Source organism: Halocatena salina (assembly GCF_023115355.1).
In the GTDB taxonomy this organism is placed as follows: domain Archaea; phylum Halobacteriota; class Halobacteria; order Halobacteriales; family Haloarculaceae; genus Halocatena; species Halocatena salina.
On sequence record NZ_CP096020.1, the window covers coordinates 86,013 to 111,899 of the forward strand.

At 56.7% G+C, this 25,887-nt stretch carries 20 protein-coding genes and 1 pseudogene; 14 read left to right on the forward strand and 7 right to left on the reverse strand.

Going from position 1 to position 25,887, the window contains the following annotated elements; translation table 11 throughout:
* Positions 1 to 5 precede the first annotated feature (5 nt).
* Positions 6 to 1,235: a hypothetical protein gene (locus MW046_RS13305; protein WP_247995073.1), complete on the forward strand. Its 1,230-nt coding sequence runs from the start codon at positions 6 to 8 to the stop codon at positions 1,233 to 1,235.
* A 325-nt stretch (positions 1,236 to 1,560) separates the two neighbouring features.
* A complete protein-coding gene (locus tag MW046_RS13310) occupies positions 1,561 to 2,838 on the forward strand; it encodes an MFS transporter (protein ID WP_247995074.1) in 1,278 nt (425 codons plus the stop codon).
* Positions 2,839 to 2,938: 100 nt separating this feature from the next.
* On the opposite strand, the gene MW046_RS13315 is transcribed toward MW046_RS13310, so the two are convergent.
* Both MW046_RS13315 and MW046_RS13320 read right to left on the reverse strand, forming a co-directional pair.
* The gene (locus MW046_RS13315) at positions 2,939 to 3,835 is read right to left on the reverse strand and encodes a malectin domain-containing carbohydrate-binding protein (protein WP_247995075.1); all 897 of its coding nucleotides are present in this window, start codon (positions 3,833 to 3,835) and stop codon (positions 2,939 to 2,941) included.
* Positions 3,836 to 3,928: 93 nt separating this feature from the next.
* Positions 3,929 to 4,660: a GNAT family N-acetyltransferase gene (locus MW046_RS13320; RefSeq protein ID WP_247995076.1), complete on the reverse strand. Its 732-nt coding sequence runs from the start codon at positions 4,658 to 4,660 to the stop codon at positions 3,929 to 3,931.
* 208 nt (positions 4,661 to 4,868) lie between these two features.
* On the opposite strand from MW046_RS13320, the gene MW046_RS13325 reads away from it, so the two are divergent.
* The 3 genes from MW046_RS13325 to MW046_RS13335 are packed head-to-tail and all read left to right on the forward strand — an operon-like array spanning position 4,869 to position 7,962.
* Positions 4,869 to 5,534, forward strand: coding sequence for a DUF4129 domain-containing protein (locus MW046_RS13325; RefSeq protein WP_247995077.1), 666 nt, complete (start codon positions 4,869 to 4,871; stop codon positions 5,532 to 5,534).
* A complete protein-coding gene (locus MW046_RS13330; RefSeq protein WP_247995078.1) occupies positions 5,531 to 7,465 on the forward strand; it encodes a DUF58 domain-containing protein in 1,935 nt (644 codons plus the stop codon). The genes MW046_RS13325 and MW046_RS13330 overlap by 4 nt, the downstream gene beginning before the upstream one ends.
* Positions 7,462 to 7,962, forward strand: coding sequence for a DUF7519 family protein (locus MW046_RS13335; protein WP_247995079.1), 501 nt, complete (start codon positions 7,462 to 7,464; stop codon positions 7,960 to 7,962). The genes MW046_RS13330 and MW046_RS13335 overlap by 4 nt, the downstream gene beginning before the upstream one ends.
* A 7-nt stretch (positions 7,963 to 7,969) precedes the next feature.
* Here the strand turns inward: MW046_RS13335 and MW046_RS13340 are convergent, their stop codons facing one another.
* Positions 7,970 to 9,709 carry an acyl-CoA dehydrogenase family protein gene (locus tag MW046_RS13340; RefSeq protein WP_247995080.1) on the reverse strand — a complete coding sequence of 580 codons (1,740 nt, stop codon included), beginning with the start codon at positions 9,707 to 9,709 and terminating at the stop codon, positions 7,970 to 7,972.
* Between the two features lie 411 nt (positions 9,710 to 10,120).
* Here MW046_RS13340 and MW046_RS19460 point away from each other — a divergent pair, with 411 nt between their 5' ends.
* The 5 genes from MW046_RS19460 (at position 10,121) to MW046_RS13360 (ending at position 17,474) form a co-directional block, all read left to right on the forward strand.
* Entirely contained in the window at positions 10,121 to 10,255 is a 135-nt protein-coding gene (locus MW046_RS19460) for a hypothetical protein (RefSeq protein WP_282190235.1), read from the forward strand.
* Positions 10,256 to 10,363: 108 nt separating this feature from the next.
* Positions 10,364 to 11,479, forward strand: coding sequence for a hypothetical protein (locus tag MW046_RS13345; protein WP_247995081.1), 1,116 nt, complete (start codon positions 10,364 to 10,366; stop codon positions 11,477 to 11,479).
* Between the two features lie 288 nt (positions 11,480 to 11,767).
* Complete coding sequence (locus MW046_RS13350) at positions 11,768 to 12,874, forward strand: TrmB family transcriptional regulator (protein WP_247995082.1); 1,107 nt, start codon at positions 11,768 to 11,770, stop codon at positions 12,872 to 12,874.
* 63 nt (positions 12,875 to 12,937) lie between these two features.
* On the forward strand, positions 12,938 to 13,843 hold the full coding sequence (locus tag MW046_RS13355; RefSeq protein ID WP_247995083.1) for an AEC family transporter: 906 nt from the start codon (positions 12,938 to 12,940) through the stop codon (positions 13,841 to 13,843).
* A 604-nt stretch (positions 13,844 to 14,447) separates the two neighbouring features.
* Entirely contained in the window at positions 14,448 to 17,474 is a 3,027-nt protein-coding gene (locus MW046_RS13360) for an FAD-binding and (Fe-S)-binding domain-containing protein (RefSeq protein WP_247995084.1), read from the forward strand.
* A 92-nt stretch (positions 17,475 to 17,566) separates the two neighbouring features.
* On the opposite strand, the gene MW046_RS13365 is transcribed toward MW046_RS13360, so the two are convergent.
* The gene (locus tag MW046_RS13365) at positions 17,567 to 18,100 is read right to left on the reverse strand and encodes an N-acetylmuramoyl-L-alanine amidase (RefSeq protein WP_247995085.1); all 534 of its coding nucleotides are present in this window, start codon (positions 18,098 to 18,100) and stop codon (positions 17,567 to 17,569) included.
* Between the two features lie 340 nt (positions 18,101 to 18,440).
* Positions 18,441 to 19,445, reverse strand: a complete 1,005-nt coding sequence (locus MW046_RS13370; protein WP_247995086.1) for a TIGR04024 family LLM class F420-dependent oxidoreductase — start codon at positions 19,443 to 19,445, stop codon at positions 18,441 to 18,443.
* A 150-nt stretch (positions 19,446 to 19,595) separates the two neighbouring features.
* Here MW046_RS13370 and MW046_RS13375 point away from each other — a divergent pair.
* Positions 19,596 to 19,950 (forward strand): annotated as a pseudogene (locus MW046_RS13375) (molybdopterin-dependent oxidoreductase); the annotation flags it as partial.
* 78 nt (positions 19,951 to 20,028) lie between these two features.
* Here MW046_RS13375 and MW046_RS13380 read toward each other — a convergent pair.
* The gene (locus MW046_RS13380; protein WP_247995087.1) at positions 20,029 to 21,186 is read right to left on the reverse strand and encodes a CaiB/BaiF CoA transferase family protein; all 1,158 of its coding nucleotides are present in this window, start codon (positions 21,184 to 21,186) and stop codon (positions 20,029 to 20,031) included.
* 165 nt (positions 21,187 to 21,351) lie between these two features.
* On the opposite strand from MW046_RS13380, the gene MW046_RS13385 reads away from it, so the two are divergent.
* Entirely contained in the window at positions 21,352 to 22,428 is a 1,077-nt protein-coding gene (locus MW046_RS13385) for a polysaccharide deacetylase family protein (protein ID WP_247995088.1), read from the forward strand.
* Between the two features lie 160 nt (positions 22,429 to 22,588).
* On the opposite strand, the gene MW046_RS13390 is transcribed toward MW046_RS13385, so the two are convergent.
* Positions 22,589 to 22,831 carry a hypothetical protein gene (locus MW046_RS13390; protein WP_247995089.1) on the reverse strand — a complete coding sequence of 81 codons (243 nt, stop codon included), beginning with the start codon at positions 22,829 to 22,831 and terminating at the stop codon, positions 22,589 to 22,591.
* Positions 22,832 to 23,092: 261 nt separating this feature from the next.
* Here MW046_RS13390 and MW046_RS13395 point away from each other — a divergent pair, with 261 nt between their 5' ends.
* Together MW046_RS13395 and MW046_RS13400 are read left to right on the forward strand one after the other, a co-directional pair.
* Entirely contained in the window at positions 23,093 to 23,539 is a 447-nt protein-coding gene (locus MW046_RS13395; RefSeq protein WP_247995090.1) for a universal stress protein, read from the forward strand.
* 184 nt (positions 23,540 to 23,723) lie between these two features.
* On the forward strand, positions 23,724 to 25,868 hold the full coding sequence (locus MW046_RS13400) for a DUF2206 domain-containing protein (RefSeq protein ID WP_247995091.1): 2,145 nt from the start codon (positions 23,724 to 23,726) through the stop codon (positions 25,866 to 25,868).
* The last annotated feature ends 19 nt before the right edge of the window (positions 25,869 to 25,887 follow it).

Here is a 25,887-nt window from a genome sequence, read left to right on the forward strand (position 1 = left end):
ATAACATGGTCAGACGACGGACCATACTGAAAAGTAGCATCGCCTTCGGGACGTTCGGTCTTGCGAGCGTGGTTACGGGACGGAATGCGTCTCCCTTTGCAGTGGCGGCAGACGATACGCTTCCCTCGACGATCACGGCTGATACGACGGTTGAGGAGCTGTGTCCTCAGTACGACGATCCGTACTACGTTCCACGGGACTTCCTCGATTACCTTCCCACTCAGTATTCATCGGATGCTGAGAAGGCAGCGCAGTTCGATTATGACGCCGAGGCGGTTCAGAATACGGTCGAGGATGGCACGCTGACGCTTGGCGATCTCGGAACGCAGGCCCTCCCCCTCGTTCAGACCCTCGCGGAATCGGATTTTCCCGCGCATGCAACCGTTAAACTCCTTCCTCGATTGGCTCTCTTGCCCGACGAAACGGAGACGTTGGAGCTGCACAACGAACCTCAAAGCGTTTGGGAGGAGACCGCCGGGCCGACCGTTGCGAACAACGATCCTCCCCAGTTCACTCAAGAGCAATGGCCCACGGATGCCCGGACGTACATCCCCGAGGAAGTCGCCGAGCGCGATCGTGTCCACGATCAACCCCAAAACGAGGAATGGGGAAGTGCTGCCCCGCTTCCGGATAATGTTCTTCACGACGACACCAACCCCGTTCTCGATGCAGCAAGCGAAAAAATCCATCCTGTGAGTGGCGAGTCGCTCGGGGGAGAGGGCTTTACTGCCACCGCACCGATGGCGGCCGAAGTCAACATGCACGTTCTCAACGACGGCTACTGGTACCAGTACTTGGAGTTCGAAAACGTCAGTTCGGTGCCCTACCACCTAGACGGTGCGGTTCTCTGGTGGCTCGGTCCCTCGGGTATGGGCGAGAATCTGGCTGATGGCCACTACAACAATGCTCAACGCCCAGATCCCTCGCTCGGTCACCCCCAACGCGACGTTATCGAGGTCGTTCACGGCGACTACGAGGGGCTTTCGGTGTATGCGACCCGGTTGGCATTTCACGACCAACCCTACCACATGCGAACCGCCTACCCCAATCAGCGGTGGTCGCTTGAGATCGGCACTCCAGTGTACGCCACTGATGTCTCCTTCCCCACTTCAGAGGAGCGTCAACAACTGATCGACACGATGTTGAATTCGCTTCATGTCGAACTAGAAACCAACATGGATCGAAACGATGACCTCATCGAGGCCATCAACCTGAAACACCGCGTTCCGAACTGATCTCGCCGAAACTCTTCGATATCTTATTCCTACTGGACCGAAGACGTGTACACATAAGACAGATATCTGATGATATGCGATAATAACAATTTTTATTTTATATATTAAATTTGTTATTTTATGTGGAGATAATTAATATTCTGTTTATAGCGTGTATTTTGAACGGTATAAGTATCTCTGCTGGTTTGACTGCTATAGATAATGCTAGAAATACATAATTACTGTTCATGTCATAACTGTAACTTCATTTATTGTATAGGAACAAAAACTGAGTTCAGCGAGCATTTTAGCCGTTAAGACACGTTCAATGGGTGTGTCAAGTTTCATGTCTGACCGGTCGCTTCTGGCACGGTACTACGTGTACCGTGCCACGATGTCGGTCGGTTTCATCACGCCGATATTCACGCTGTTTCTGTTACGATCGCTGACGTACACGCAGTTTGCGGTGCTGTCGTCGCTGTACTCGGTGTTGGCGGTCGTCAGCGAGGTACCGACGGGCTATGTGGGTGATCGGTTGGGTCGGCGAGCGAGTTTGCTGCTCAGCGTGGTGTTCACCGTCGGCTCGGTAGGTGGGTTCGTGGTCGTGAACGGTTTCGTTCCGTACGCCTTCTTGTACGCGCTGTGGGCGCTGGCGCTGACGTTTCGATCGGGCAGCATCGACGCGTGGCTGTACGATATTCTCGACGAGCGACTCGACGCCGATCGGTTCAGCGATGTCCGTGGCCGGGGGGACGCGATACAGAACTGGACCGCGGCGGTGACGATGGTTGTGGGTGGTCTGCTGTACGGAATCGAGCCGACGTATCCGTTCGTCGCTGCCGCCGTGTTTAACAGCGCAGGATTCGTCGCGTTGCTTTCTCTCCCGAAGAACAGCCAGTACGTCGAGGGTGAGACGGGTCCGGATCGACTGGGACTACGAGCTGTGTTCGCCATCGTTCGTGATCACCTCGTTCGTCCCCCGCTGCGGTCGCTGGTCGTGTACATCGGGTTGTTTTACGCCGTTATCGGTGTGGCTCAAGGCTACGTCCAACCGATGGCGATCGAGACGCTGGCTCCCACCGTCGCGGCGTTTGGTGTCCAGCTTCCCGTAGACAGCGGGATGGCGCGTGCCGGGGAGGCGGGACCAGCGCTGGCGTTCGGACTCGGGGTACTGTACGCCGGTCTCAGGATGGTCTCATCGGTCGGTAGCTACTACGCCGGACGGATCGAGGACCGACTCGGTGTTCGTCGGGCCGTGTTGCTCGCGTCGACGATCCCGACTGCTGCTCTCCTCGTCCCTCCTTGGATCGGACTGTTCGCGCTACCTACGTTCGCGGCGATGTCGAGCGGGCGGCCGCTGGTCGAACCCATCGCCAACGGCTACATCAACGACCACTCCCAGGCGGTCGGTCGGGCGACGCTGCTCTCGGTGGTGTCGATGGTGTACATGACGCTGCGCACCCCGCTGGCACTCGGGACCGGAGTGGTGGCCGATGCGACCACGGCGACCACCGCGGTCGCTACACTCGGTGGCCTTTTTCTCACGATCGGTGGAACCGTGTGGCTGGTCGGCTCCGTCGCGCCGACATCCCGACCGACGGCTGAATCCGGTCCGACTGGCTGATATCGTGACTGATCTGCCGTGATCTTTTTACTGTCCGTGCTTCGAGAACTGTTCGTACGGTACTAACTGTTCGTACAGTACCAACAGTTCGCAGGGAACGTCAATCGTCATCTGTATCGCTCGGTCCTTTATCCACGATCTCGATGCCGGAGACGATGGGATTCTCCTCTCCGCGGTGGAACTGGATCGTTAGCGTGCCGTCCTCCGAGGTCGTCTGGAAAGCATTGACGCCGCCCACATCGTGACCGTGTTCGAGGAACGGGTTGTACCCCTTGAGGACGGTTTCGTTCTCGACGCTAACATCGAACGACCGCGGTCCGGCTTCGGTGTAGGCCGCTTCCTCCGAGCGTTGTGGTTCTCCGTCGGTGAGGAACTCTTCCATGACGTAGATACGGACTTCATACTCGCGGTCTGGATCGATGGGGAACGCCCAGGTCATCTCTTCGGACGGGTTAAAGAGACTCCCTCCTTGTTCGAAGCGGTTCGTTTTGAACATCTCCGGAGGCACCGACTCGGACACGTTGTCTTCGACGGTGATCGGATCGGAAGTGTTACTGACGGCCGTATCTGACGCTTCATGGTTTAAATACGTCGCTGGGGATTCCGGACTGTCGGCGATCCAATCCGGACCGTCGGAAGCTTCGAGACGCTGCCCACCGACGTTGATACGGTATTCGACGCTGTCGGTTGGAGTAGGCGTCGGCGTTGGCGTCGCTGTCGGGGTGGGTGTCGGTGTCGGGGTAGCTGTCGTCATCACCGGTGACGTTCCATCGTTCGGTGTCGGTGTCGGTGTCGGAGTTCCCTCCGAGTCACCGCCGAACGGGATTCCTGTTCCTGCGATGACGACGATCGTTCCGATCAGGAAGATCCCTCCGACGCCGAACAACAGCCACTGTTGCCAGTTGCTCGTATCTTGATCTCGATTTCGATCGCGTTTCCGCTTTCGTTTCCGATTCCGATCACGGGATCGAGAACCACGGTTTGGGGGAGGAGACACGGATATCGGTCAGTTTAACCAGCACATCCAATTATATCTCACGTTTTCGTGTCCCCAACGGATGACTCCCCCGATCGTTGGGTGACAGACCGACTACAAGGACCGTGCCATCATCAGCTCGGCAGTAAACTCTCCGTCGATCATATACTGTTCTTTCCGGATGGCTTCAGTTTCGAAACCGTGGTCTTCGAGAAAGCGAGCAGCTTCTTGGTTCGTGGCTGGGATGGAGTTGTACACCCGCTGGTAGCCGTGGCTGCCCGCCCATTCGAGGCTCCGGTGGAGCAGGTGTCCCCCGATCCCGTGTCGGCGGTACTCATCGAGAACTCCGACGGTCAGTTTTGCAGCGTGACTGAGCTTTTCAAGCTCGGGGGCTTCGAGGTGTGCCCACCCGATCACGTCGTCCGCCACGGTAGCGACGAAGAACATCCGTGTCTCCACGTCGTTGTGACGGATGAGAACGCCCTCGAAATCGACCTGTTGAGCGACGGTTTCGGCCACGAGATACGTCTTTTCGCTCGTTATCTTTCGTATTACACCGACGATTCCAGCCAGATCTTCTTGCCGCGCCGGACGGATCGTGAACCCGACGCCGTTACTGGTGTATTCCTCCGCAGTACCGGCTTCAAGAGCTACTCGTATCGTGTCGTCCTGCTCTTCGAGATATCCATCACGCTTGAGCACCGCCAACTCGTGATGGAACTGCTCGGGATCCATCTCGAGCGCCTCTGCCGCCTCGCGGGGCGCGACGGTCCCCTGCTGTTCGACGTATTCATAGATCCGTCGGTGGTCCGGTGTTTCGAACGCAGGTGTTTGACGGGCTTGCATGGTCGTGATGGATTATCGTCCTGTGGGTATTTATCTTTGATGTATGGTATCTATTGACGTGCGTGTCACGAACGGACTGGATGGTTTCTATTCGTGATCCATTTCCGATCGTATCTGCAGGAAACCGTGCTTTCCTCGTTGCCTCGGTGTCTCTCGTTGCTAATCGTAACCACCAACATTCAATGTGGTACGTTCATTGTTTCCCTGCATGGATCGGTCCTTTGCTGCGTTCGTCTTCGTTGCTCTGTTCGCTATCACGGTGTTCGCTGTCGCTGCCTCATCTCTTGACTCTGCGGCGATCGAAAGCGGCTTCGGGATCGACGGAGGGCCCGTTTCCAGCGATTCCGAAGGCCGTTTGGAATCGAGCGAACTGCGGGCGGACGGTTCGGATGGAACCGGTAGCGGTGGGTTCTTCGATACGACGTTTGCGGTAGATCCTACTGACGGTAGGTCCGGCGGTCTGTCTCCGTTGGTAGTCGTGGGGCTCATGATCGGCGTCTCAGTCGGAGGTCTCGCGCTCGTTCTCTGGGTGGCGGGCGCTCCGCGTGTTCAGACCGAATCGACGCCCGCTTCACCCGGCAATGATCCGGAACCACCGGACGATACTTCGATCGTCGCTCCGACTAACGAAGTGTATCGAGCGTGGTGGGAACTGGTCCGACAGCTCGATGTGACACAGCATCGATCCCTGTCTCCGGCCGAGCTTGCGTCCGTAGCTGTCGACGAAGGAATCGATCCGGAGTTGGTTGCTGACCTCACGGCTCTGTTCAGATCGGTTCGATACGGTGACACCTCAATTACTGATAAAATCGAACAGCGGGCGGAGACCGCGCGCGACCGGCTTCGTGGTGAGGGGGTTCGTGTCGAGTCATGAGCCTTCGGTCCGCCACACTCGGATTCGGCGTCGTTCTGGGAGCTATCGGATTGGTGCTCGTTTTCGTTCCGAGCGTCTCCGTCGCTGTTCGCGTTCCGTCGGTCGTCGTAGCCAGCATCGCACTCCTCGCGCTCGTTGTGGCTTTTCATCTCGTACGCGTTCGATTCCGAAATGAACGCCGATCGCTCGCATTCCCTGCACCGGAAAACCACACGCACCCCATCGCTGGGGAGGCGACCGACCGACGGATCCGTGCCCTCTCGATGAACGCTCACCGTGGGGATGACGGCTCCTCTACGGCTTATGCGGCTCTTCGGACACGGATGAAGCGCCTCGTGCGCTTGGGACGGTCCTCGTTCGACGAACAGGCAAGACTGTCGGACGGAACGAACGATCACCGGGCAGCGGCTGTTCTCACTGAGGAACCCCTTGCTCGGCTCTCGGTGCGAGAACACGTTCACTGTTTGTGGACCGGCGAATCGCCCGTCCAACACCGGGCACGACGTGCTATCACTGCGCTCGTTCGACGACTCGATACCGCTGTGCCGACAGCTCGGGACGAGGAAGTGACTGTCCAATCTCTTCCCGAACCGAGACAGCCCATGGCCCACGAAGAAAAACTGCGTTTTCCCGAGGCAGACGAGACGATCACCCGCCGAACGGATCGGTGGCGAGGGATCAGTGCGTTGGCACTGGCCGTCGGTGCGGGTGGGATGTTGTTGCGCCAACCAGCCCTTTTGCTCGCTGGCGGGATCGGTGTCTGTCTAGCCGCGTACAGTCGAGCGGCATCTCCGCCGTCGGTTTCCCTCGCCATCAAGCGGACGGTCGAGGAGACTGAAGCTGGCGTTCGGGTCACCGTGACGGTTCGGAACGTTGGCGACGTGCTCCTTCCCGATTGCTCCGTGATCGACGGCGTTCCATCGGGGCTCGTCGTTACGGCTGGCTCTCCTCGGCAGGGCACCGCTCTTCGACCGGACGCGGAAACGACGTTTTCGTACACGCTCACTGTTGTCCCGGGTAAACATTCGTTTACACCGCCGTCCGTGATCGCACGTGACAGCAGCGCAAGCGTCGAACGGCTCACTCGTGTCGAACCGTCTGGCGACTCGACCATCACCTGTGCCCCGCAACTCGAACCGCTCGAAACGTCACCGCTTCGAACGCAGACCACGCGGTTCGACGGGCGGAGAGCGAGCAGTACTCCGGGACACGGTATCGAATTCTACGGGCTACGTGCGTACCGATCAGGAGATCCCCGCTCACGAATCGACTGGAATCGACTCGCAAAAACGGGTGAGCTATCGACGCTTCAGTTCCGTACCCGACGCAGGACGGCCGTGGTGATCGTGATCGACGCCCGCAAGGCGGCGTATCTGGCCCCCGACGCGAACGGACGGTGTGCCGTCGATCGGAGCGTGACGGCAGCCGGTCGGCTCTTCTCGACGCTTCTCGATGCGAACGTCAGTGTGGGCATCACTGCATTGTCGGCGCATCCACAGGCGTGCTGGCTCGCTCCGAATCGTGGTCCGGTTCACCGGCGACGGGGACGACAGTTGCTCACGAGTCATCCAGCACTCGCTGCTGTGAACGATCAGCAAGAACGGCCTACAGTCGAACAGCTGTGTCACCGACTCCCTACTGCTGCCCAAGTCGTCGTCTTGACGCCGTTGTGTGACGATGCGATTTCGGCGTCGATCCAGCAACTTGAGGCGCTCGGCCATCCTGTGACGGTGATCAGCCCCGATCCAACGACGGTAACGTCGCCGGGACGCCAGCTCGTGCACGCTGAACGAGCGCTTCGCAGCACTCGTCTTCGATCGGCGGGAATTCCGGTTCTCGACTGGCAGTATGACGATGAATCCCTGTCGACAGCGATCGATCGGTTGGAACGGCGGCGATCTGCCGGTGCTACCGCGGGGGGATCGTCGTGAGTGCAGTCGACCGTTCACCTGCTCGCTTGAGCAGTGCGCTGGGACTTGCCTTCGGAACGACTGTGTTGTTTCTCCTCGGGAGTTCGGGGCTGTCACTGGCGGTGGGACCGGGCCTGTTCGGTATGGGTGTCCTCGTGGTCGGACTCCGACGACAGTCGCGGCTTTTTCTCACATTAGGCGTGAGTGGATTACTTGTCGGCGTGGTGGTGATCGGCCTGCTCGGTGCTCGACCGGTACCGCTGTTGATAGCGACCGTGGCTACCGTTCTGACGTGGGACGTCACCGAAAACGCGATCACCGTCGGGGAACGATTGGGACGGGATGCCGAAACGTGGCCCGTCGAGATCGTTCATGTTGCTACGACTGCGGTTGTATCTTTCTTTTCGGCAGGGGCTGCCATTCTCGTCTTTCATCTGTCGATCGACGGTGCGCCGGCGGCCGCAGTCATCGTTTTACTCCTTGCGGGCGTGTTCCTCGCTCTCGGACTACGGACCTGAAACGAGCTCACTCCCCGAACCGTTCCGGATCGAACCGTGCGTATCGAACGACAGCGTCGAACCCCTCGTCTGACGGCTGACGGTCACTCGTGATCCCGCGGTCAGTACGGAGGTACGACGCGATGAACTGGCGGGCGACGAGCGCTTTGCGAGCGTCGTCGTCTTCTGTGAGTTGCCAGTGGGCCTGTTCGAGCAAGATCGCGGCGGTCATCACGTCGAAGATGTACTCGGTGAGTTCCTTGGCTTGGTGTTGGGCCGACTCGATGTCCGCGGACCCCACGCTGGTGATCGCGGTTTCGAGCTGTTCGCGTTCGGAGCGGACGACGGTGACCAACTCATCGAGTACAGAATGAGTGACTGCGTCGAGTCGTTCGTCGATCAGCGCTAGCAATGGTTCGTGTGCAGCTTCACGAGCCATCGCACGGAGCACATCGAGAGCCATGACGTTCGACGGTCCTTCCCAGATTGGAAGGACCTGGGCGTTACGCAGCAACCGGGGATGGACGAATTCCTCGACGTACCCATCACCACCCTTGATCTCCATGGCGTACGAAGCGGTGTCGACGGCCAGTCTCGCCGTGCGATACTTCGCAACCGGAATGAGAATGCGCACGAGCCGATGGGCCATCTCCGCATCGGTGCGCTCTCGCCGGTGGAACGCCTCGACGGCTTCGAAGGTGAACGCCAGCGCCGCCTCGTGATCGACCACCATTTCGAGGAGGTCCCGGCGCAACAGGGGGTGTTCGTCGAGTCGCTTGCCGAACGCCTCCCGGTTGGCGGCGTGGACCTTCGATTCCAACACCGATCGTCCCATCCCACCGCAGGCGGAGACGGCGTTGTACAGTCGCTCGGCGTTCAACATCTCGGACATCTGTTTGAACCCGTTTTCCGGCTCTCCGACCAGATACGCCTCGCTGCCCTCGAACACGACTTCGCCGGTCGGCACGGTTTGGGTGCCAAGTTTGTCTTTCAGACGACGGAATCGGTAGTCGGTCGGCTCCCCGTCTCGGTCGTGAGTCGATACGAGAAAGAGCGACAGTCCGTCGGTGCCATCCGGGGCGTCGGGTCGACGAGCCAACACGAGCGCAGCCTCCGAATCGAGATTCGAGCAGAACCACTTTTCTCCGTACAGTTCGTACGTGCCGTCCTCCTGTGGCTCGGCAGTCACCTCGTTTGCACCGACATCGCTTCCACCTTGCTTTTCGGTGAGAAACATCGCACCGGTCATCAACTCCTCGTACTCCCGCGCGGTCAAGCCCTCATAAAACTCCTGTAGTGCGCCGTCGTCGAACGAATCCAGAACCAGGGCAGCCCCTCCCGTCATCGCTGCCGGACAGCCGAGTCCGACGCTCGATGCGTACTCCATCAGGTAGAACTGCCCGAAATGGTATGGAAAGGAAACAGGAGTCTCTCGATCCGGTGGTGCCTCGAAGACGTCAGCAATGACGCCGGCTTCGTACACCAATCGCTCGTTTTCGATGTGGGCCGGGTGGTACTCGATCTCGTTCGTGAGTTCGCCATGCTTGTCGTGGGCTCGCAAGGTCGGGGGATTGTCGTCTGCGACGTCTGCGTTGTCGGCCACGGTGTAGCCGATCATCTCACCGAACTCGCGTAAACGGGATGCACCCCAGTCGAGTTCTTCGCTCTCACAGCGTCGTCGAAGTTCGAACTGGAGTGCCCGGTCGTGGGTGTAGTAGTTGCAGTGACGTCCCTCCTCTAGCACGGCGTAATCAACGGGTGCGGTCATGTCTTGTTATGATTGCATTAGAATTTCATTCTTTTGCCTCACTGCATCGTTTCTTTCACAAGTGGAAATCTTCGCCTTTGAGTTTCTACGCCGCTGGGGACGGAAACACAGTGGTGAATGTGACACCTGAGGAGGGTAAGAACGATCACAGTAGGTTCATTACATAATATATATTATATGAATAACGAGATGTCTATTGCTCGTTTCTATCGTCGAAGGATCAGCAGTTCTATAGTGACTGTTTCTGTTGTATGATACACTAGGGAGTGGGTTGAAAGGAACGCAGTGTCGTAGAAATGTTTGTTCACTGGTTCGGTTCGCTTGGCCAGTATCTCTGGCTCTGTTTCGAAGCTAGCTTCCGCTTGCTACTAGTGGGCACAAAAAGCCGGTAAGGGGCTTGGGTTGTTCGTGTTGGCGCTGATCGGCGCGACGATTTTCAACGGGATCGTGCAACCGGCGTTGGTTGATTTCCATCCGATGTTCTCCGATCACCCGCCGGGATTCGATCCGGAACCCGAACCGTCGGCCACCTTATTTCATATTTGATAATTCCCATAACTATGTATGCGTTTTCATCTTCGTTAACGGATCGTGGTATGACTTGATGAATTATTTAATGACTGAGAAAGGTAGTTGACGGAGAGGTCCTCGATGATGACGACTGCAGTTGATATCGTGCATAACGAACCGATCGATATTCGGCTCAAGTACAGGCGGTCAACCACCCCATCGAGTTCGTCGATCGAGTGCTTCGCGTATTTCCAAGACGTTAGAGGAGTGTTTGTCACTCTCACGATCTTTCCGAACAACGACTATCTGATCGAGCACGAGTGGGAAGACGGCCACTGGTATCAGTTTGAGGGAATGAACGGAAACATCTACGATGGCGAAATTGGGATCAAACATCGGGACGGAGCCTCCGTTGCAGGGGCGGCTCCTCCCGATCAGGGTAGTCCCTCTGATGGCCATCGAGCAGCCGACGAGTATCGTCCCAATCTCCATGTTGATACCGCTCGGATCGCAGTCGATATTGAGGTATTGACAACCGTTCCCGAGTCTGTACTTGATCTGGACGATTCCGAGCATATCGAACTGTTTTGTCTCGGTGTCGGATACCAGCCTGACCCGTCCTATCCACCGATCACGGACGTACTTTTCCGACCAGCGGATGGACCTGCCGGGGAGTGCCAACTGCTCGAGCAGTTCTGTCGGTGGCTCGATGATCATCCCGGTCAGACGCTCTTCACGTACTGCGGCAAGCAGTTCGATCTCCCTCATCTTCAGGAACGGGCAAGAATTGCTACTGAAACGGTCACAGCATCCGGCACCCACCCTTCCTACGAGGGACTTGAAGACCGCATCACTGAGACTCTCGCGTCGTACACCCACGTCGATCTCGCTGAGACCGCGTTCAAAGCATTCGACTATCCATCGTTGGACGACCTACTGAATCGGTTCAATATCGACGTGCCACAGACGTATTGGGCGGCGTACAATCATGGATTTGACGTTCAGGAATGGCGGACGGAGCAACAGGAACATACGTCACGAGCGGAGCCGACCGTTATGGGATCTGATATCCCTCAGTTTGCCGATCATTGGTTGACACTCCACGACCATGGAGCGACTGAAACCTGCCGCTTCCGTTCCTTAGACGCTCTACTCCGAAAATACGTTGAAACAGATATTACGCCGCTCTTTGAACTATCTCATATCCAACCGTTCTTTGGGAATTATCAGAACGAGATAAAACGAGCAGAAAGTGACTGAACGATCGATTCATGCGTATATCCGGGTTAGCTTCGGCTCGGTCGGGATGAGACTGGGAGCTTTGTAAACGTCGAGATGGTGTTCTGAGACGTACCGCTATCGAGACACAGCAGTCCGACAGCACGAAGGTGAACAGTTCTCTCCCGGTCCGATCCAGTCCGTTGGCTTGCTGTCGCGCTCGTGGTTGGTGAACACGAACACTGGCGGTAGCCGTCGGGTCGTGGCCGTCTTGTCCACGGCCCGATGGATCACCGAGTGATGTAAGTACAGTCCGCATACAGTACGTGCATGGACGACGCATCGCTCGAAGAATCGCTGTATGCGCTGGGATTTTCGGCCAAGGAAGTAGATACGTACCTCTCGATCCTGGAACTCGGAGGGGGGAAGGCGAGCACGATTGCTGAGGCCTCTGGTGTCTCCAAGCGGTACGTTTACAGCATCGCTGAGCGGCTGGCGGATCGGGGATTCGTGGAAGTCAACGACCACGTCGTTCCGACGATGATCCGACCATACCCCCCAGAACGGGTCATAACTGAGTTGACCGACGATCTCGAAGCGATGCAACCAGCACTCGAATCGCGGTTCTCCCGGTCGTCTCCTCGATCAGAGCAATTCGAGGTCATCAAGTCCCGTGTAACCGTTCTTAAGCGCATCTCCGAGGGGATCGAGCGCGCAGAGCAGGAAGTGACGCTCTCGATACCCTACCGACTGCTTGATGAGGTCGGCGACGAACTCCGTGCAGCGTTCGAGCGCGATGTTTTGGTGCTCTTGCTCGTTACGGGCGTTAGTCCGAGCACCGATCTCGCGTTTGATGGGATGGCATCGGTCGCCCGAGCGTGGAAGCAACCGATGCCGACGATGCTAACGATCGACCAGGAGACGGGTCTCGTCGTGCCCGACAAGATGCTTTCAGGATCTAACAGCCCCGCCCAGGCTATCGTCTTCGAACAAGAACAGCTCAGTCCGGTTATCGCTGGCTCGTTTCTGGGGAACTATTTTCCCATGGCGACGGAGGTGTACACCACCGATCCCATCGACCTCCCAGCCACCTATCAGAATTTCCGACACGCGGTTCTCCAGACGCGACTCCACCGGTGTGATGACCGTCCGATTCGTGTTCGGATCACGGGCTACACCGTTTCCGATGGGAACGCACAGACCGAATTCGAGGGCGCTGTCGTCGACGTTCGTCAGTCGCTTCTCGAACCACCGACGAGCTCGTTTCCCGTCGAAAACACACTGATCGTCGAATCCGAGGATCGAACGTACAGCGTCGGTGGAACGGGTGCGTTCGTCGAGGACATCGAGGCGACGACGGTCGAACTGCGTCCGGCCGATAGGCCACAAACGTCGGAACACGCCGATTTACGGCAGGTAGACGAACACCGTGAATGACAGTCACACGGTCTCTCCTATCGAATATGAACACTCAAAGCCGTCGCCTCGGTACAGCGAACTATGCCTGTTTTCGAGCGCTTGATGGCTCTTCTTGGACTGTTGGTGATCGGGGTTGGACTGCGTATAACCGGTGTTCTCGATGACAGCCGGGCCGCTCGCCTCAATTCTCTCACGTATTACGTCGCCCTTCCTGCGCTCATTTTCATATCGACGTACCAGCAGTCGATCACTGAGCTCCTCTCTCGGGCCCTTTTGGAGGGACTCATCATTGTCGTGGTCGCGACCGTAGGGCTTGCGTGGATCATACACCGAAACGCCTCGACGCAGTATCGGAGCGTTGCGCTCGTCCAGTCGTACCACTCCAATCTGGGCTATCTCGGACTGCCGCTCGTGGCGGCAACGTTCGAGGCGAGAGTGACAGCAATCGCGAGTGTGATTCTCGGTATTGTCTCGTTGATCCAAGTGCCGTTGACGATTCTTATCCTCACCATGATGAGTGATGCGAACACGCGGTTTCACCACGAACTGCGTCGACTTGTGACAAATCCCGTGTTGCTCTCATTGCTCGTCGGTCTCGCAGTCGGATCTACTGGACTTGCGATCCCGTCCGTCGCCGCTACCGGTCTTGATGCGCTCGGTACGCTCGCACTGCCCTTGGCGTTGCTCTGTGTCGGCTCTTCCCTCAATGTCGATCTCTCGGCAGTCGATCTGAGTGCGACCGGTTGGGTCGTTGCGCTCAAAAACGGCTGTATGCCAGCGCTCGCGTGGGGAGTCTTCTCACTCCTCGCTGTCAAACCTGCAACATTTACTGCGAGCGTCGTCATGTTCGGAACGCCGACCGCAGTCTCGACGTTCGTGTACGCGAACGAACTCGGTGGCGACGAACAGTTCGCGTCGTTGAACGTCTTCGTGACCACGTTCATCTCTACTGGAACCTTGTTTCTCCTCATTCGCTTGGTTAGCTGAACGGCCTGATCAAACCCATCAATTCTACAATACTACATATTGTACTGTAGAAGAACAGTGGTTAAAAGTACACATTTGATACATAGCGGAGGGTGATGGAACAGTACTCCTATGCCACACAATATTGTGTAATAGATGAAAATTTTTGTGTTGGTTATATTATAGTTATGGGATAATACAGCTATATTGAATATTTAATTTAACCAACTTATATTTTTCAAACAGGGATACGGCGTTGTGGCTAGTAGTTGAAGAGAACCAAAGCATCTCGATATTTATTAGATTTTATTAATAGTATGATTATAGGGGGATATATCATAAGCTATCTAATGTTAGTGATGTAGTCGTTATCTCCATCGCGGCTCAATTACAAACGTACGTTTGTAATTATAGACAACCACTTTGTCCGGAATACAAACGATTACCCCATACATAAGTTAACTTTGGTAACTATTTTCGCTGAACAATCCTGCGGTCGTTCAGATTGTGATCTTGCATTACACTGTGCTTGGATTCACCCACTCATAGATGTGTACTGTCGGTCTCGGCTGAGACTGCGGTGAGCATAGTTTTTATGAATATCTCTCGTCTGTAACAGTACGATATGGCTCGCTCGGACGGCGAACAACAGCCGGAACGATCGGGGAGCATCGCGCCTAACGGACTGCACGATCACGACACTTTCCGTACGGCGCGCGATCACACTGACGATGAGGCGTATGCCGAACTCGCTCATGCGCTACGAACCGCTGTCGATGGTGAGGTACGTTTTGATGAGTACACACAGGTTCTGTACGCCACCGACGGAAGCATCTACCAAGCCCGACCCGCAGGCGTCGTTCATCCGACGACTGTGGAGGATGTTCAGGCTGCCGTCCGAATCGCTGCCGACCACGACGTCCCGATCATGGCTCGGGGTGGCGGCTCTTCGCTTGCGGGACAAGCCGTCGGTCCCGGATGTGTGATCCTCGATATGGTTACACACATGGACAGCATCCTCGAAATGCGCCCTGATGAACAACGCGTGCGTGTCCAACCAGGCGTCGTTCAGGATCACCTCGATGCGTACGTTGGACAGTGGGGGTTGCAGTTCGCCCCTGATCCGGCCTCTTCGAACCGTGCGACGATCGGTGGTGGCATTGGGAACAACTCGACGGGTGCTCACTCGGTACGATACGGAATCACCGATGCGTACACCGAGGAGCTGACAGTGGTACTAGCGGATGGCTCGTTGCTCCACGCCCGTGAAGTCGTTCTCGATTCGGCGGAATGGGACGACATCGTTTCGAAAAACGACCGGGAGGCCGAGATTCACCGATCCGTTCGCGAGATCGTCGAAACGAATGCGACGGAGATCGAAACCCAGTTCCCCGATCTCAAGCGGAACGTTTCGGGCTACAACTTGGATCGCGTCATCTATACGAATGAAGATGGCGATCCTGTTATCAATCTAGCAAAGCTCATCGTCGGATCGGAGTCGACGCTGGGTATCGTTGTGGAAGCCGAACTCGGTCTCGTCACTGTTCCAGACGAGACGTCTCTAGCAGTGTACTGTTTTTCAGACCTCATTGATGCCCTTCAAGCCGTTCCGACTGCACTCGAATTCGATCCGAGCGCGGTAGAACTGATGGATGAGGAGGTGTTTCGTCTGGCCCGCGAATCCGACCAGTATGCGCAATACGCGGAGTCGTTCCCCGATACGATCGAAGCAGCCCTGATGTTGGAGTTCGACTCAGAGTGTCACGAGACCGTGCGTCGCCCGATCGAACTAGCCACAGAACGTCTCGTCGTGAACGGTGATGCGTTCGATGTGTTGGAAGCCTACACCGACGAGGAACAGACATCGATCTGGAAGCTCAGAAAGGCTGCGATACCGCTGTTGATGAGTCTCGACGGCGATCCCAAACCCTACCCGTTCATCGAGGATGCGACGGTTCCTCCCGAGGAACTCGACGAATACGTTCACGAATTCCAAACCGTCCTTGCGGACCACGGAACGTCAGCGGCTTACTTCGCTCACGTGGGAAGCGGTACGCTCCATATCCGTCCTATCCTCAATCTCAAGGAGGACGACGGGATACAAACGATGCTCTCGATCACGGAAGACGTTACCGAGTTGGTGAACGAACGTCACGGGTCGTTCAGCGGCGAACATGGCGACGGTCTCGCTCGGACTCAGTTCAACCGCAAGATGTACGGTGAGCAGCTGTGGGAGGCATTCACGGACATCAAACGGGCGTTCGATCCAGACTGGCGGATGAATCCGGGAAAGGTCGTGTATCGTGAGGACTCTCCGACCGATATGCGCGACCACCTCCGGTACGGAAACGAGTACCAGTCCATCGAACCCACGACGACACTCGATTTCAGCGAAGAGGGGGGGTTCTCTCACCTCGTGGAACTCTGCAACGGCTGTGGAACGTGTCGTCAGACAGATGATGTAATGTGTCCTACCTACCGAGGAGCGAAAGACGAAATCGCTACCACGCGGGGTCGGGCAAACATGCTCCGAGCGGCCATCAGCGGAGAACTGTCCGAAGATGAGCTGTATTCGCAGGTGTTTCAAGAGGAGGTCTTGGATCTCTGTGTTGGATGTAAAGGGTGTAAGAGCGACTGTCCGACGGGGGTGGATATGGCCAAGCTCAAAACTGAGATCAAACATCAGTATCACGAACACGATGGGGCGAGCCTCAGAACGCGACTGTTTGCCCACATCGATCGACTCTCGGCGATCGGTAGTACTCTGGCCCCGCTATCGAACGTCGGTCAGGCGGTCCCCGGCGTCCGAACGGTCGTTGAAAAAACGCTCGGGATCGCACCGGACCGTCAGTTGCCGTCGTTCCATCGGCAGTCCGTACAGGAATGGTACGCAGAGCGCGGATCGTTCGTCTCCGAATCGGATGCTGAACACAAGGTGGTGTTGTTTCCCGATACGTACACCAACTACGTGTATCCGGCGGCTGGAAAGGCGGCTGTCCGCGTGCTCGAAGCGGCTGGGGTGTACGTTTCCATTCCCGAAAACTGTGGTCCCAGCGGGCGTGCAGCCTACTCGGTGGGACTGCTCGATCTCGCACAGGAGCGGGCTGAGCACAATCTCGACGTGTTCGAGGAGTACATCGCGGACGGCTGGGAGATCGTTGCAGTCGAACCCTCCGACGCTGTCGTTTTCCAAGACGAGTACACGGATCTGGTGTCCGACGCGACAGCCGAACGACTCGCGGGTAACGCCTACGGGATCATGGAATACCTCGATACGTACCGGCTGATCGATGCACTCAGCACGGATTCCCGTCTCGACAGCCCCGAAACGACGCTTACCTACCATGGCCACTGTCACCAGCACGCGATCGGAACTGATCACCATGCTGTCGGCGTTCTCCGGCGGGCTGGATACACGGTCGATCCGCTAGATTCTGGGTGCTGTGGGATGGCCGGTAGCTTTGGCTACGAGGCCGAACATTACGATCTTTCGAAGGCGATCGGACAACTCCTTTTCGAGAAGATCGATGACAGCGACGGCGACGTGGTGGTTGCACCGGGTGCCTCCTGTCGCACTCAGATCGGTGACCGAGCGGGGAGAGAAACCAATCCACCTCACCCAATCGAAGCGGTGGCGGATCTACTCGACTGACCGAGCAGGTCTCGGGAGCAGTAAGGGGGCGAGGAAGCCTACGCCCTGAGTTTCCTGCCTGTGACTGACGGTTTTCTCTGACCAACCATATATCAGATAAGACTCAAGAAATACTCCCAATCCCAGTTTGAACCGGGATCAGTGTGGTCGTTGTATCCACAGTCGGACTCGGGCACCTGATGATGCCCCATGATTCCCCATTCACCCCCACACGACGCAACACCGGAAACGCGGCTTTTGGGAATGTTGTATTCGTTACACAGCCAGCGGACGAGCTCCGCGGAGCTTTGATACTGGGCGTTCGGGAACCCACTGCTCACGTATCCCCCGTGCTCGATACCGATCGTCGCGTTGTTGTACCACGAGACTCCTCCGGCGTGCCACCCGATGTTGATGTCGCTCAGTGATTGATATTTGTACCCGTCGTCACGGATCGTGTAGTGCGCGCTCACGTTGGCATCGGGGTTCTGAAACCAGTTGACTGTGCCCTCGGCTGAACCCTGGGCAACGTGGATAACGATCGCGTCGATATCCGAGGCACCACGGTTCGCAGCGGTGTAATTGCTCGAATGAGCGGGTCTCCAATCGACTGTCGGCTTCGCCGCTACGGTGCTACTTGTGAGCATCGTCCCCCCCACACTCGCTATACCAACGGTTCCGATCTTCTGTAACAAATCTCGCCTGCTTTGAGACATTTCAAGTGGTTAAATAATCTATAACATAATAAAATGCAGTGTAATAAATTTGGTAATATATAGGTGAGTATCATGGATTTAACTATAGAATCAATGGTATGAGTTGGATTCCGTCTGGTCGATCTATGCCCGAGTCACGTCGTTAGGAACCACTTGTCGTCCCGTCCGGCATCGACAAACGCTTTCGTCAGTGGCTGAAGACTGGCAGCCATGGGAATCCGGTGAAGTTCTGCTGAACGGTCCCCGTGTGCCTGTTTCGACTACGTCCTGTTCACAGCAAGGGAGCCAGCGCATTCATCGTCGTTTCCTTGTCTGTCTGGTCCATGCCTCGCACGAACCCGACACGAACCGCGTTGACGCCATCGATCGATTCGAATCGCTTGATCCGGTCACGGACTTCCTCTGGGGTTCCTGTTGCAGCGAGTTCGTCCAACAACTCGTCGGGGAGCGCTGCCGCCATGGCGTCCATGTCCCGATCGTCCCATGCGTCGCGAATCTCGGTAACGACGCGTTCGTACCCTTGTTCTGCGACGGATTGTCCGTAGAACGGTCCGTATGCCCCGATTAGAAAGGCAACCATAGAACGGGTGGTCTCCCGAGCACGGTGGCGGTCCTCGCTTGCAAAGCAGCGCACGAGTGGGGCGACGCGCAGTGCTGTCTGCTCCCTATTGCCGAGGCTCGCCCCGCGTCGTAGGTCGTTCATTCGTTCTTGGAGCCCCGGAGGGGTGAACAGTTGGGGCACCCAACCGTCAGCGAACCGGCCGGTGAGTTCGACTGCCGTCGGCCCGAGCGCAGCTACGTCGATCGGTGGTGGTTCCTCAGGTGTCGGGCGATCGTAGGACAACCCCTGAAGCTGGTAGATATCACCCTCGTATTCGATGGAGCCACCGGAGTACACTGCGCGAACGATGTCGATCGTCTCTCGGAGCCGCCGAAGCGGCCGATCGAACGATCCTCCGTGCCACTGTTCGGCGATGGCAGGCGAACTCGTCCCGAGCCCGAGTCGAAATCGCCCTCCTGTCGCTTCGTGCATCGTTAACGCCGTTTGGGCGAGGACGGTCGGTGCACGCCCATAGGGAGAGAGCACATTGGTCGAAAGACCGATCTGCTCAGTTCGTTCGCCGAGGACGGCAAACGTCGTTACCATGTCCCGTCCAGTCGTCTCACCCGCAGACACTCGCGCGAATCCAAGCGACTCCGCTCGGTGGGCCTGCGTTGCGATCGAATCCAACGTATCGTGGTCCGAAACGCTCACGACGAGATCTAACTCGCTCATCGAGTATCATGTACGACAGAATACTGATAAGCATTTCTCCCAGACCTCGGATCGTCGTGCGACAGGGGATCGTAAACGAATGCGATCTTACTCGGTATAGAATTGGAATTTATAAATAAAAAACCGTTTTACAAGAAGTCACCGAATATAGAGGGTGAGTTGCGCTGGACGTGGGATGTGGCGCTCGCACGATAGCGGGATTGTACGAGGCGTACACTCCGGATCCGGACGCCATTGCCGTTCTCAGAAGCGGTCAACAGACCGACGAGGCTGCTTATATCCTCGGAAAGGTCGCCGTGGTGGCTTCGGCACTCGAAATTACGATGCGAACGCGACGCTGTGTATGGCTAGCGCGGTGACAACGCACTGCCAAGCCTTCGGCAGCGATGGACCACCCTGTTCGTACGCTGATATCGATGTGACAGAGAGCCACGTCGTCAGGGGCGCGAATCCAGTTGTCGCTCATCCTGTGTTGTTTCGTTGGATCCGACAGGCCGCCACCGAGAACGGTACGCACTCCGAGCGCGATCCACGATCTCACGAACCCCATTTCAAGCAGTGTACCGTCCGGCGTCGCTGATACTTACGTGATCACTCCTGTCTCTCGCAATCGTTCGATCGCCGTCTCGTCGTAGTTCGCCGCTCGGAGCAGTTCGTCTGTGTGTTCTCCGTGGTCGGGAATGGATTCGTCGCTCGCGGGCAGCTCACACACTGCGGGAAAACCGATTCGCGGCGGGGCAGTGTCGTCCTGTATGAGTCCGCGAGCACGGCAGTGAACCGATTCAACCGCCTCGTTAGGTGTATAAACACCGTCGACGGTCGCGTCTACGTCGTCGAACGCCTTGACCCACTCCGCACGCGTCCGGTCACCGAAAATAGAGTCCAATTCCTCACGGAGGGCCTGCCGCGCAGCCGGATCGGATGTCATGTGCTCGTCACGTAGGTCGTCGCGGTCGATCGCTCTACAGAACGCTCGCCAAAACTGTGGTTCGAGTGCTGCGAGTGTGACGTGTTTTCCATCAGCGGTTTCGTAGATGTCGTACCACGGGAGTCCGCCGGTGAGTGGTGTTTCGCCGGGCCGAGGCGGCTTCTCGGAGAACACTCCGGCTGTGAGCGATTGGGCAAAAGAGAGCACAACGTCGGTCATCCCGACATCGATGTATTCACCTGTGCCGTCGCCGAGTTCGCGTGAGCAGAGCGCGCCAACGATGGCGAACGCCGCGAACAAACCCCCACTCATATCTGCCACCTGGTAACCCGGGACGACCGGGGTATCCTCGTCTCCCCGAGTCATATCGAGAAGTCCCGCCCGTCCGACGTAGTTGAGATCGTGTCCTGCTCGATCGGCGAGCGGACCTGTTTGTCCGTATCCCGAGAGCGAACAGTAGACGATCGATGGATTTTGCTCGCGGACGGTCTCGTATCCGATCCCGAGCCGTTCGGTTACACCGGGACGGAAGCTTTCGATCACCACGTCGGCGTTATCGAGCAGCCGATAAAACGCTTCGCGGCCTCCGTCGGTTTTGAGATCGAGACCGATGCTTTTCTTCCCACGGTTGACCGCATCGAACACCGATCCGACACCACGAGCGGTCATCGGTGGCATGTATCGGGCGTAATCACCTCTGTCCGTGTCCTCGATTTTAATGACGTCTGCACCCGCGTCACAGAGCAGTTGGGTGGCGTACGGTCCCGGAAGGAGTCGCGTGAGATCAAGCACGCGAACAGTATCGAGTTGCACAGTATCGAGTCAGCCGTCACCACCGTAAAACTACGTGACGTTTCCGAAAAGTCGGCTATTACATGTGCTATAAAGACGGAATTCAAATTTATATCTTATAATAATATACAAAATAAACAAAAATTCTCGTAATATTTTTCGGATCGAATCTCCAATCACGAACTGATGGTTCGTGGGTCTACTCGTCGACGATTTCTCGTGACCGTTGGAGCAGGCACAGTACCGTTGGCCGGTTGTTTTACACAGCAGAGAGATGACGGCCAAGACGTTTCTGGAACGGTGACTTTCGATGGTACGACCGATCCACGCGAAACCGACCGGAACGCGGTCGAGAAACGGGCCATCGAAGCCTCCGATCCGCCGGAGAACGGGGCTGTGGTTTTCGTGTACGACGACGGGCCGATGACGGACTACACACAGGCGTTCCCCGCGCATCAATCATACGATGCGCCAGCGACGGTCGGGATCGTCAGCGAGTGGGTCGGTCGCAAGAACTTCATGGACCGGGATTGGATGGGTGTCACGCATCTCACGGACCTCGTGGATGCCGGCTGGGAGATCGCCTCTCATACGGCCGAACACACGACTGTTGGGACGTATGAACTGGTCGAAGACGCTGCTCCAAACGATGAACGCGTTTATCCGACGGGGGTTCGACACGGGTTTTGGACACCGAAAGACGTCGAACTTACCGACGGGGACAAAACGGTGCGCGCAAACGCTGTTGGCAGGGGTACCGACGATACCGGCCGATACGTCGAGCTTGCGGATCCCGTTGGTGACTCGTTTGCCGCTGGGGAAGCAGTCATACGATACCCGGCGGATGTGATGAAAGACGCACTCCTTGGATCGAAGCAACGACTCGAAGCGTTGGGGTTCGACGTCGAGACGTTCCTCGCACCGTACGATGATTTCGATGCGTGGTCGCAGCGGTTCGTCGACGACTATTACATCGGGGTCGCCAACGGCGATCACGGAAGCCGGATCAACGATCCTGACGAGTTCTCTCCCTACCGTACCCGTCGAGCGTACTTCATCGAATTCACCGAACCGAAATTCGTTCAGCGTGATCTCGATGCGATCGCCGAGCGTGGCGCATTGGGCGTTTTTGGTGCTCACACGCATAAGGATTCTGTCACAGAGGATCGGATCCGAACGACACTCGAATGGATCGAACAACGGGATATCGAGGTAGTGACGCTCCGGGATGCGATCGATATCTACGTCGGAGACGGCGACTGACCGACGGTCGTTCCGTGTGTCGCGATGATCCTATCCGCTGCCGACAGACGGAGACTGCTGCCCGCTACGGATAAACAGTCTCACCGAGACGAGTATCGCTTATACTCCAAGCGTGCCGTGATCCAGTGTCGAGCGAACGTAGCCTGCATCCCTGTCCCGATCACGCCGCACTCGGGATCCGTGGGCGGACATCGTCTCGATGTGCAACGGCATTCCGTCGTTGCAAGCCATCGAGGTGGTCTGCCCGAAGCGTATGGAACTGGTCGCCTCCAAGCTCACGGATCCGGACGCGTAGGTGGACGAACTCCGACGACTTGACGATCCAGCGGTGTACGACGCCTTCGCCGAACACGGCCGGAAACGGGCAGAGGAGTACAGCGAGCGGCTTCCGGCGCAGATCCAACGTCTACAAACAGTTCTTGAAAGAGTGTGGCTGAACGATAACAGTGTCTCTCACTCGGTAGTAGTCTCTGGAGTCCTCTAGCGCTGCTGAAGCTCAGTGATCGAACGCTTCTGGCGTACCGATCCTCGTACTCGGACATTCCTGTGAGCCGAGCAAATGGAATATCACATCTAAAATGGTACACAATAGGATGATCATAAATATTCTATTGATATTTCATGAGAACAGAAACTTTATTTGCATAGAAAATAACATAGCACTATGGAACAACTACTCGTTGTAGTCGAGCCAACCGAGCCATCGAGGGAACTGGTACACGAGGCCGGTGAGGTCGCCGAGGCGGTCGGTGCTGAGGTGCTGTTGATTCACATCACCACTGCTTTGGAGTACAGCACTCGTCGGAAAGCCAGAGAAGAACCCTTGAGTAGCACAGAAACGTACACTCGAGAGGAAGCCAAAGAGGGGGCGACACGGATCGCTCGTGAGATGGGTGATGACGTCCTTTCGGAGTTCGATGTCGAATACGAGGCATCTGGTTATCTCGGTGATAGGGCCGAGACGATACTCGAAGTCGCCGATCAGCACGACTGCGATCACGTCTTTCTCACGGGCCGTCAGCGCTCACCGGCTGGAAAAGCTATTTTCGGTGATGCGACACAAAAAGTCGTCCTCAATTTCGACGGTCTTGTCACTGTATCTACTAACTGATAACGTTTCACAATCTCCTATCACTACAGTGGGTTATACAGCGGGTTTTTGCGTTGGACCGACCGAATCGAGTGCTCATCAGTACTAGTGGTGTCTGCTCGCAGTTGTTTGGCGATTCAACGAGTCGATTGACGGGTTTATGCACTCATTGATTATCTGTGGGTAGCCCGAAACGGCGGACAGTATGCCCATCGTTCCGAATCGGACGGTTCTAGCGTTACTTCTCGCGTTAGTTTCGTATCTGCTGCTCGATGTCGTGTTTGGTGGTGTACTGCCGGGAAGTTTCCTGCTACGACCGTTTCTCGGGATCGTGTTGCTCTCAGTAGTACCGGGATATTTGTTCGTCGTGCTACTGAGAATCCGTGATCGTCGACCGGGTCGGATCGTTCTGTATTCGGTCGGACTCAGTCTGTTTGTCGTGGTCGTCTCGTCGCTCCTACTCAACGGTCTGTTGTCACTGCTCTCGTTCGACCGCCCGCTCTCTCCGGTGGGTCTGACAGTCACCGTGTTGGTGCTCGTACTCGGTATGGCTGCGGTATGTTACGCCGCCGGTCCGGCCCTTCGATCACCGCTTGGGTCGTTGTCGCTGTCACATCGTGACCGAATCGCTGTCGTAGTCGTGAGTTTATTGCCGGTGGTTTCGATCCTCCTCACCGTGTTCTCCGAGATCCCTCGGTTCGACCAGTTGCATCTCGTACTGTTGTGTCTCCTTTCGACCGTACCACTAATACTCCGGCGGTGGCAGGGATCACCTGTCCTCTCTCCGTACGCGATCTGGGCGGTTTCGGCGGCCGTGCTGTTCCAGATGACGCTGGTCTCAGGGCACCTGTGGGGCTTCGATATCCACTTTGAGTATGCAACGGCCGCGGATATCCTTCACGAGGGATACTGGAATCCGGAAGCCAGCGCCCCGAGCAACTCGTTGGCGACAGTTACGCTGTTGGCAGCCGTTTACTCGATGGTCACGGGATTAGACCTCGTGTGGGTGTACAAGTTCGTCTACCCGTTGTTCGTTTCGCTCCTCCCGCTTGGCATCTGGTACGTCGTACGGAGCACCTTCGAGGATCGATCGATCGCCACGCTCGCCCCATTCGCTCTCGTGTTTTATTATGGTTATTTCAAAGATATGCCCGACAAACAACTAGTCGCTGGGCTGTTTGCCGTTCTCTTGCTCGTCGTATTTCTCGATACGAAACTGTCCCCCGCCCAGCGGTGGACCCTCGGTCTCGCGTTCGCCGTCGCACTCACGTTCTCACACTACGGTGTCAGTCTGTTGTTCACCGCGTTTCTCGGCAGTGCTCTTCTGGCTCGCTATACAGTACAAACGGTGACGACGGTCGACGTTGACGCTCGTCTCACCCGTCCGATGCTTATCGGCTGTCTCGGTGTGTTTTGGGTCGTGTGGTATCTGTTCAGCGCCTCCGGGGTGAACTTCTACCGCGTCGTTGGGGTCGGCTACGAACTCCTCTCGGTGCTTCCCTTTCCGATGGCCGAACGGAGCGGGGCGGCGTACGCGACCGCAGGATTCACGTCGGTATATTGGCTTATTTACAAATTCCTGTACATCACTCTGGTGGGACTCATCGGGATCGGAACGCTTGATGCCCTCTCTGGGATCGTTACTAGTCGTGATAATCCTCGTTCCATCGAGTACACCCTGTTTTCGGCCGGTGTACTCGCGTTTCTCGTCGCATCGGTCGTCTTCACGTTTGGTATGGGGTTCGATAGGACGCTCCAGATCGCCCTGTTCGTGGTGTCTCCGTTTGCGATCGTCGGTGTCCGAACCGTCGTCTCGACCCTCTCGTGGGTTGTCGTCCGCCTTTCCCGGAACGGACTCCGCGAGCGCATTGCTGCTGTTCCAGTTGAGGGACTTTTCGCGGTGTTTCTCGCCGTGTTGTTTCTGTTCAGCTCGGGCACCGTTTTCGCGTTCGGTGGAGAACAAGTCCCACCGTACAACATCAACGTCAATGAGGACGCCGGGTGGCCAGTGTACACTCAAAGCGAAGTCGACGCCACGCGATGGTTGGCAACACACACCGATACCAACGACACGATCGCGGTTTACAACGAATGGGACCAGATCAAAAGTCGGGATGGATTGCTCGTGAGTGAGGTCGTTCCTGCGGATGAGCTGGAACCGATCTGGCTGAATCGAACGACGCTGAACCGGAGTGGTTACGTCTACGTGAGTCACAAACCCATGTTGAAATTGGATAGCGACAGGGAGTACATCGATGCCCGTGAAACGACGTTTTATCGACGAACGCTCTCGACGGCCGAGCGTGTATACACGGACGAGAACGTGACGATCTACTACGTGGAAGCGTGATCACCACCGTTCGATACGA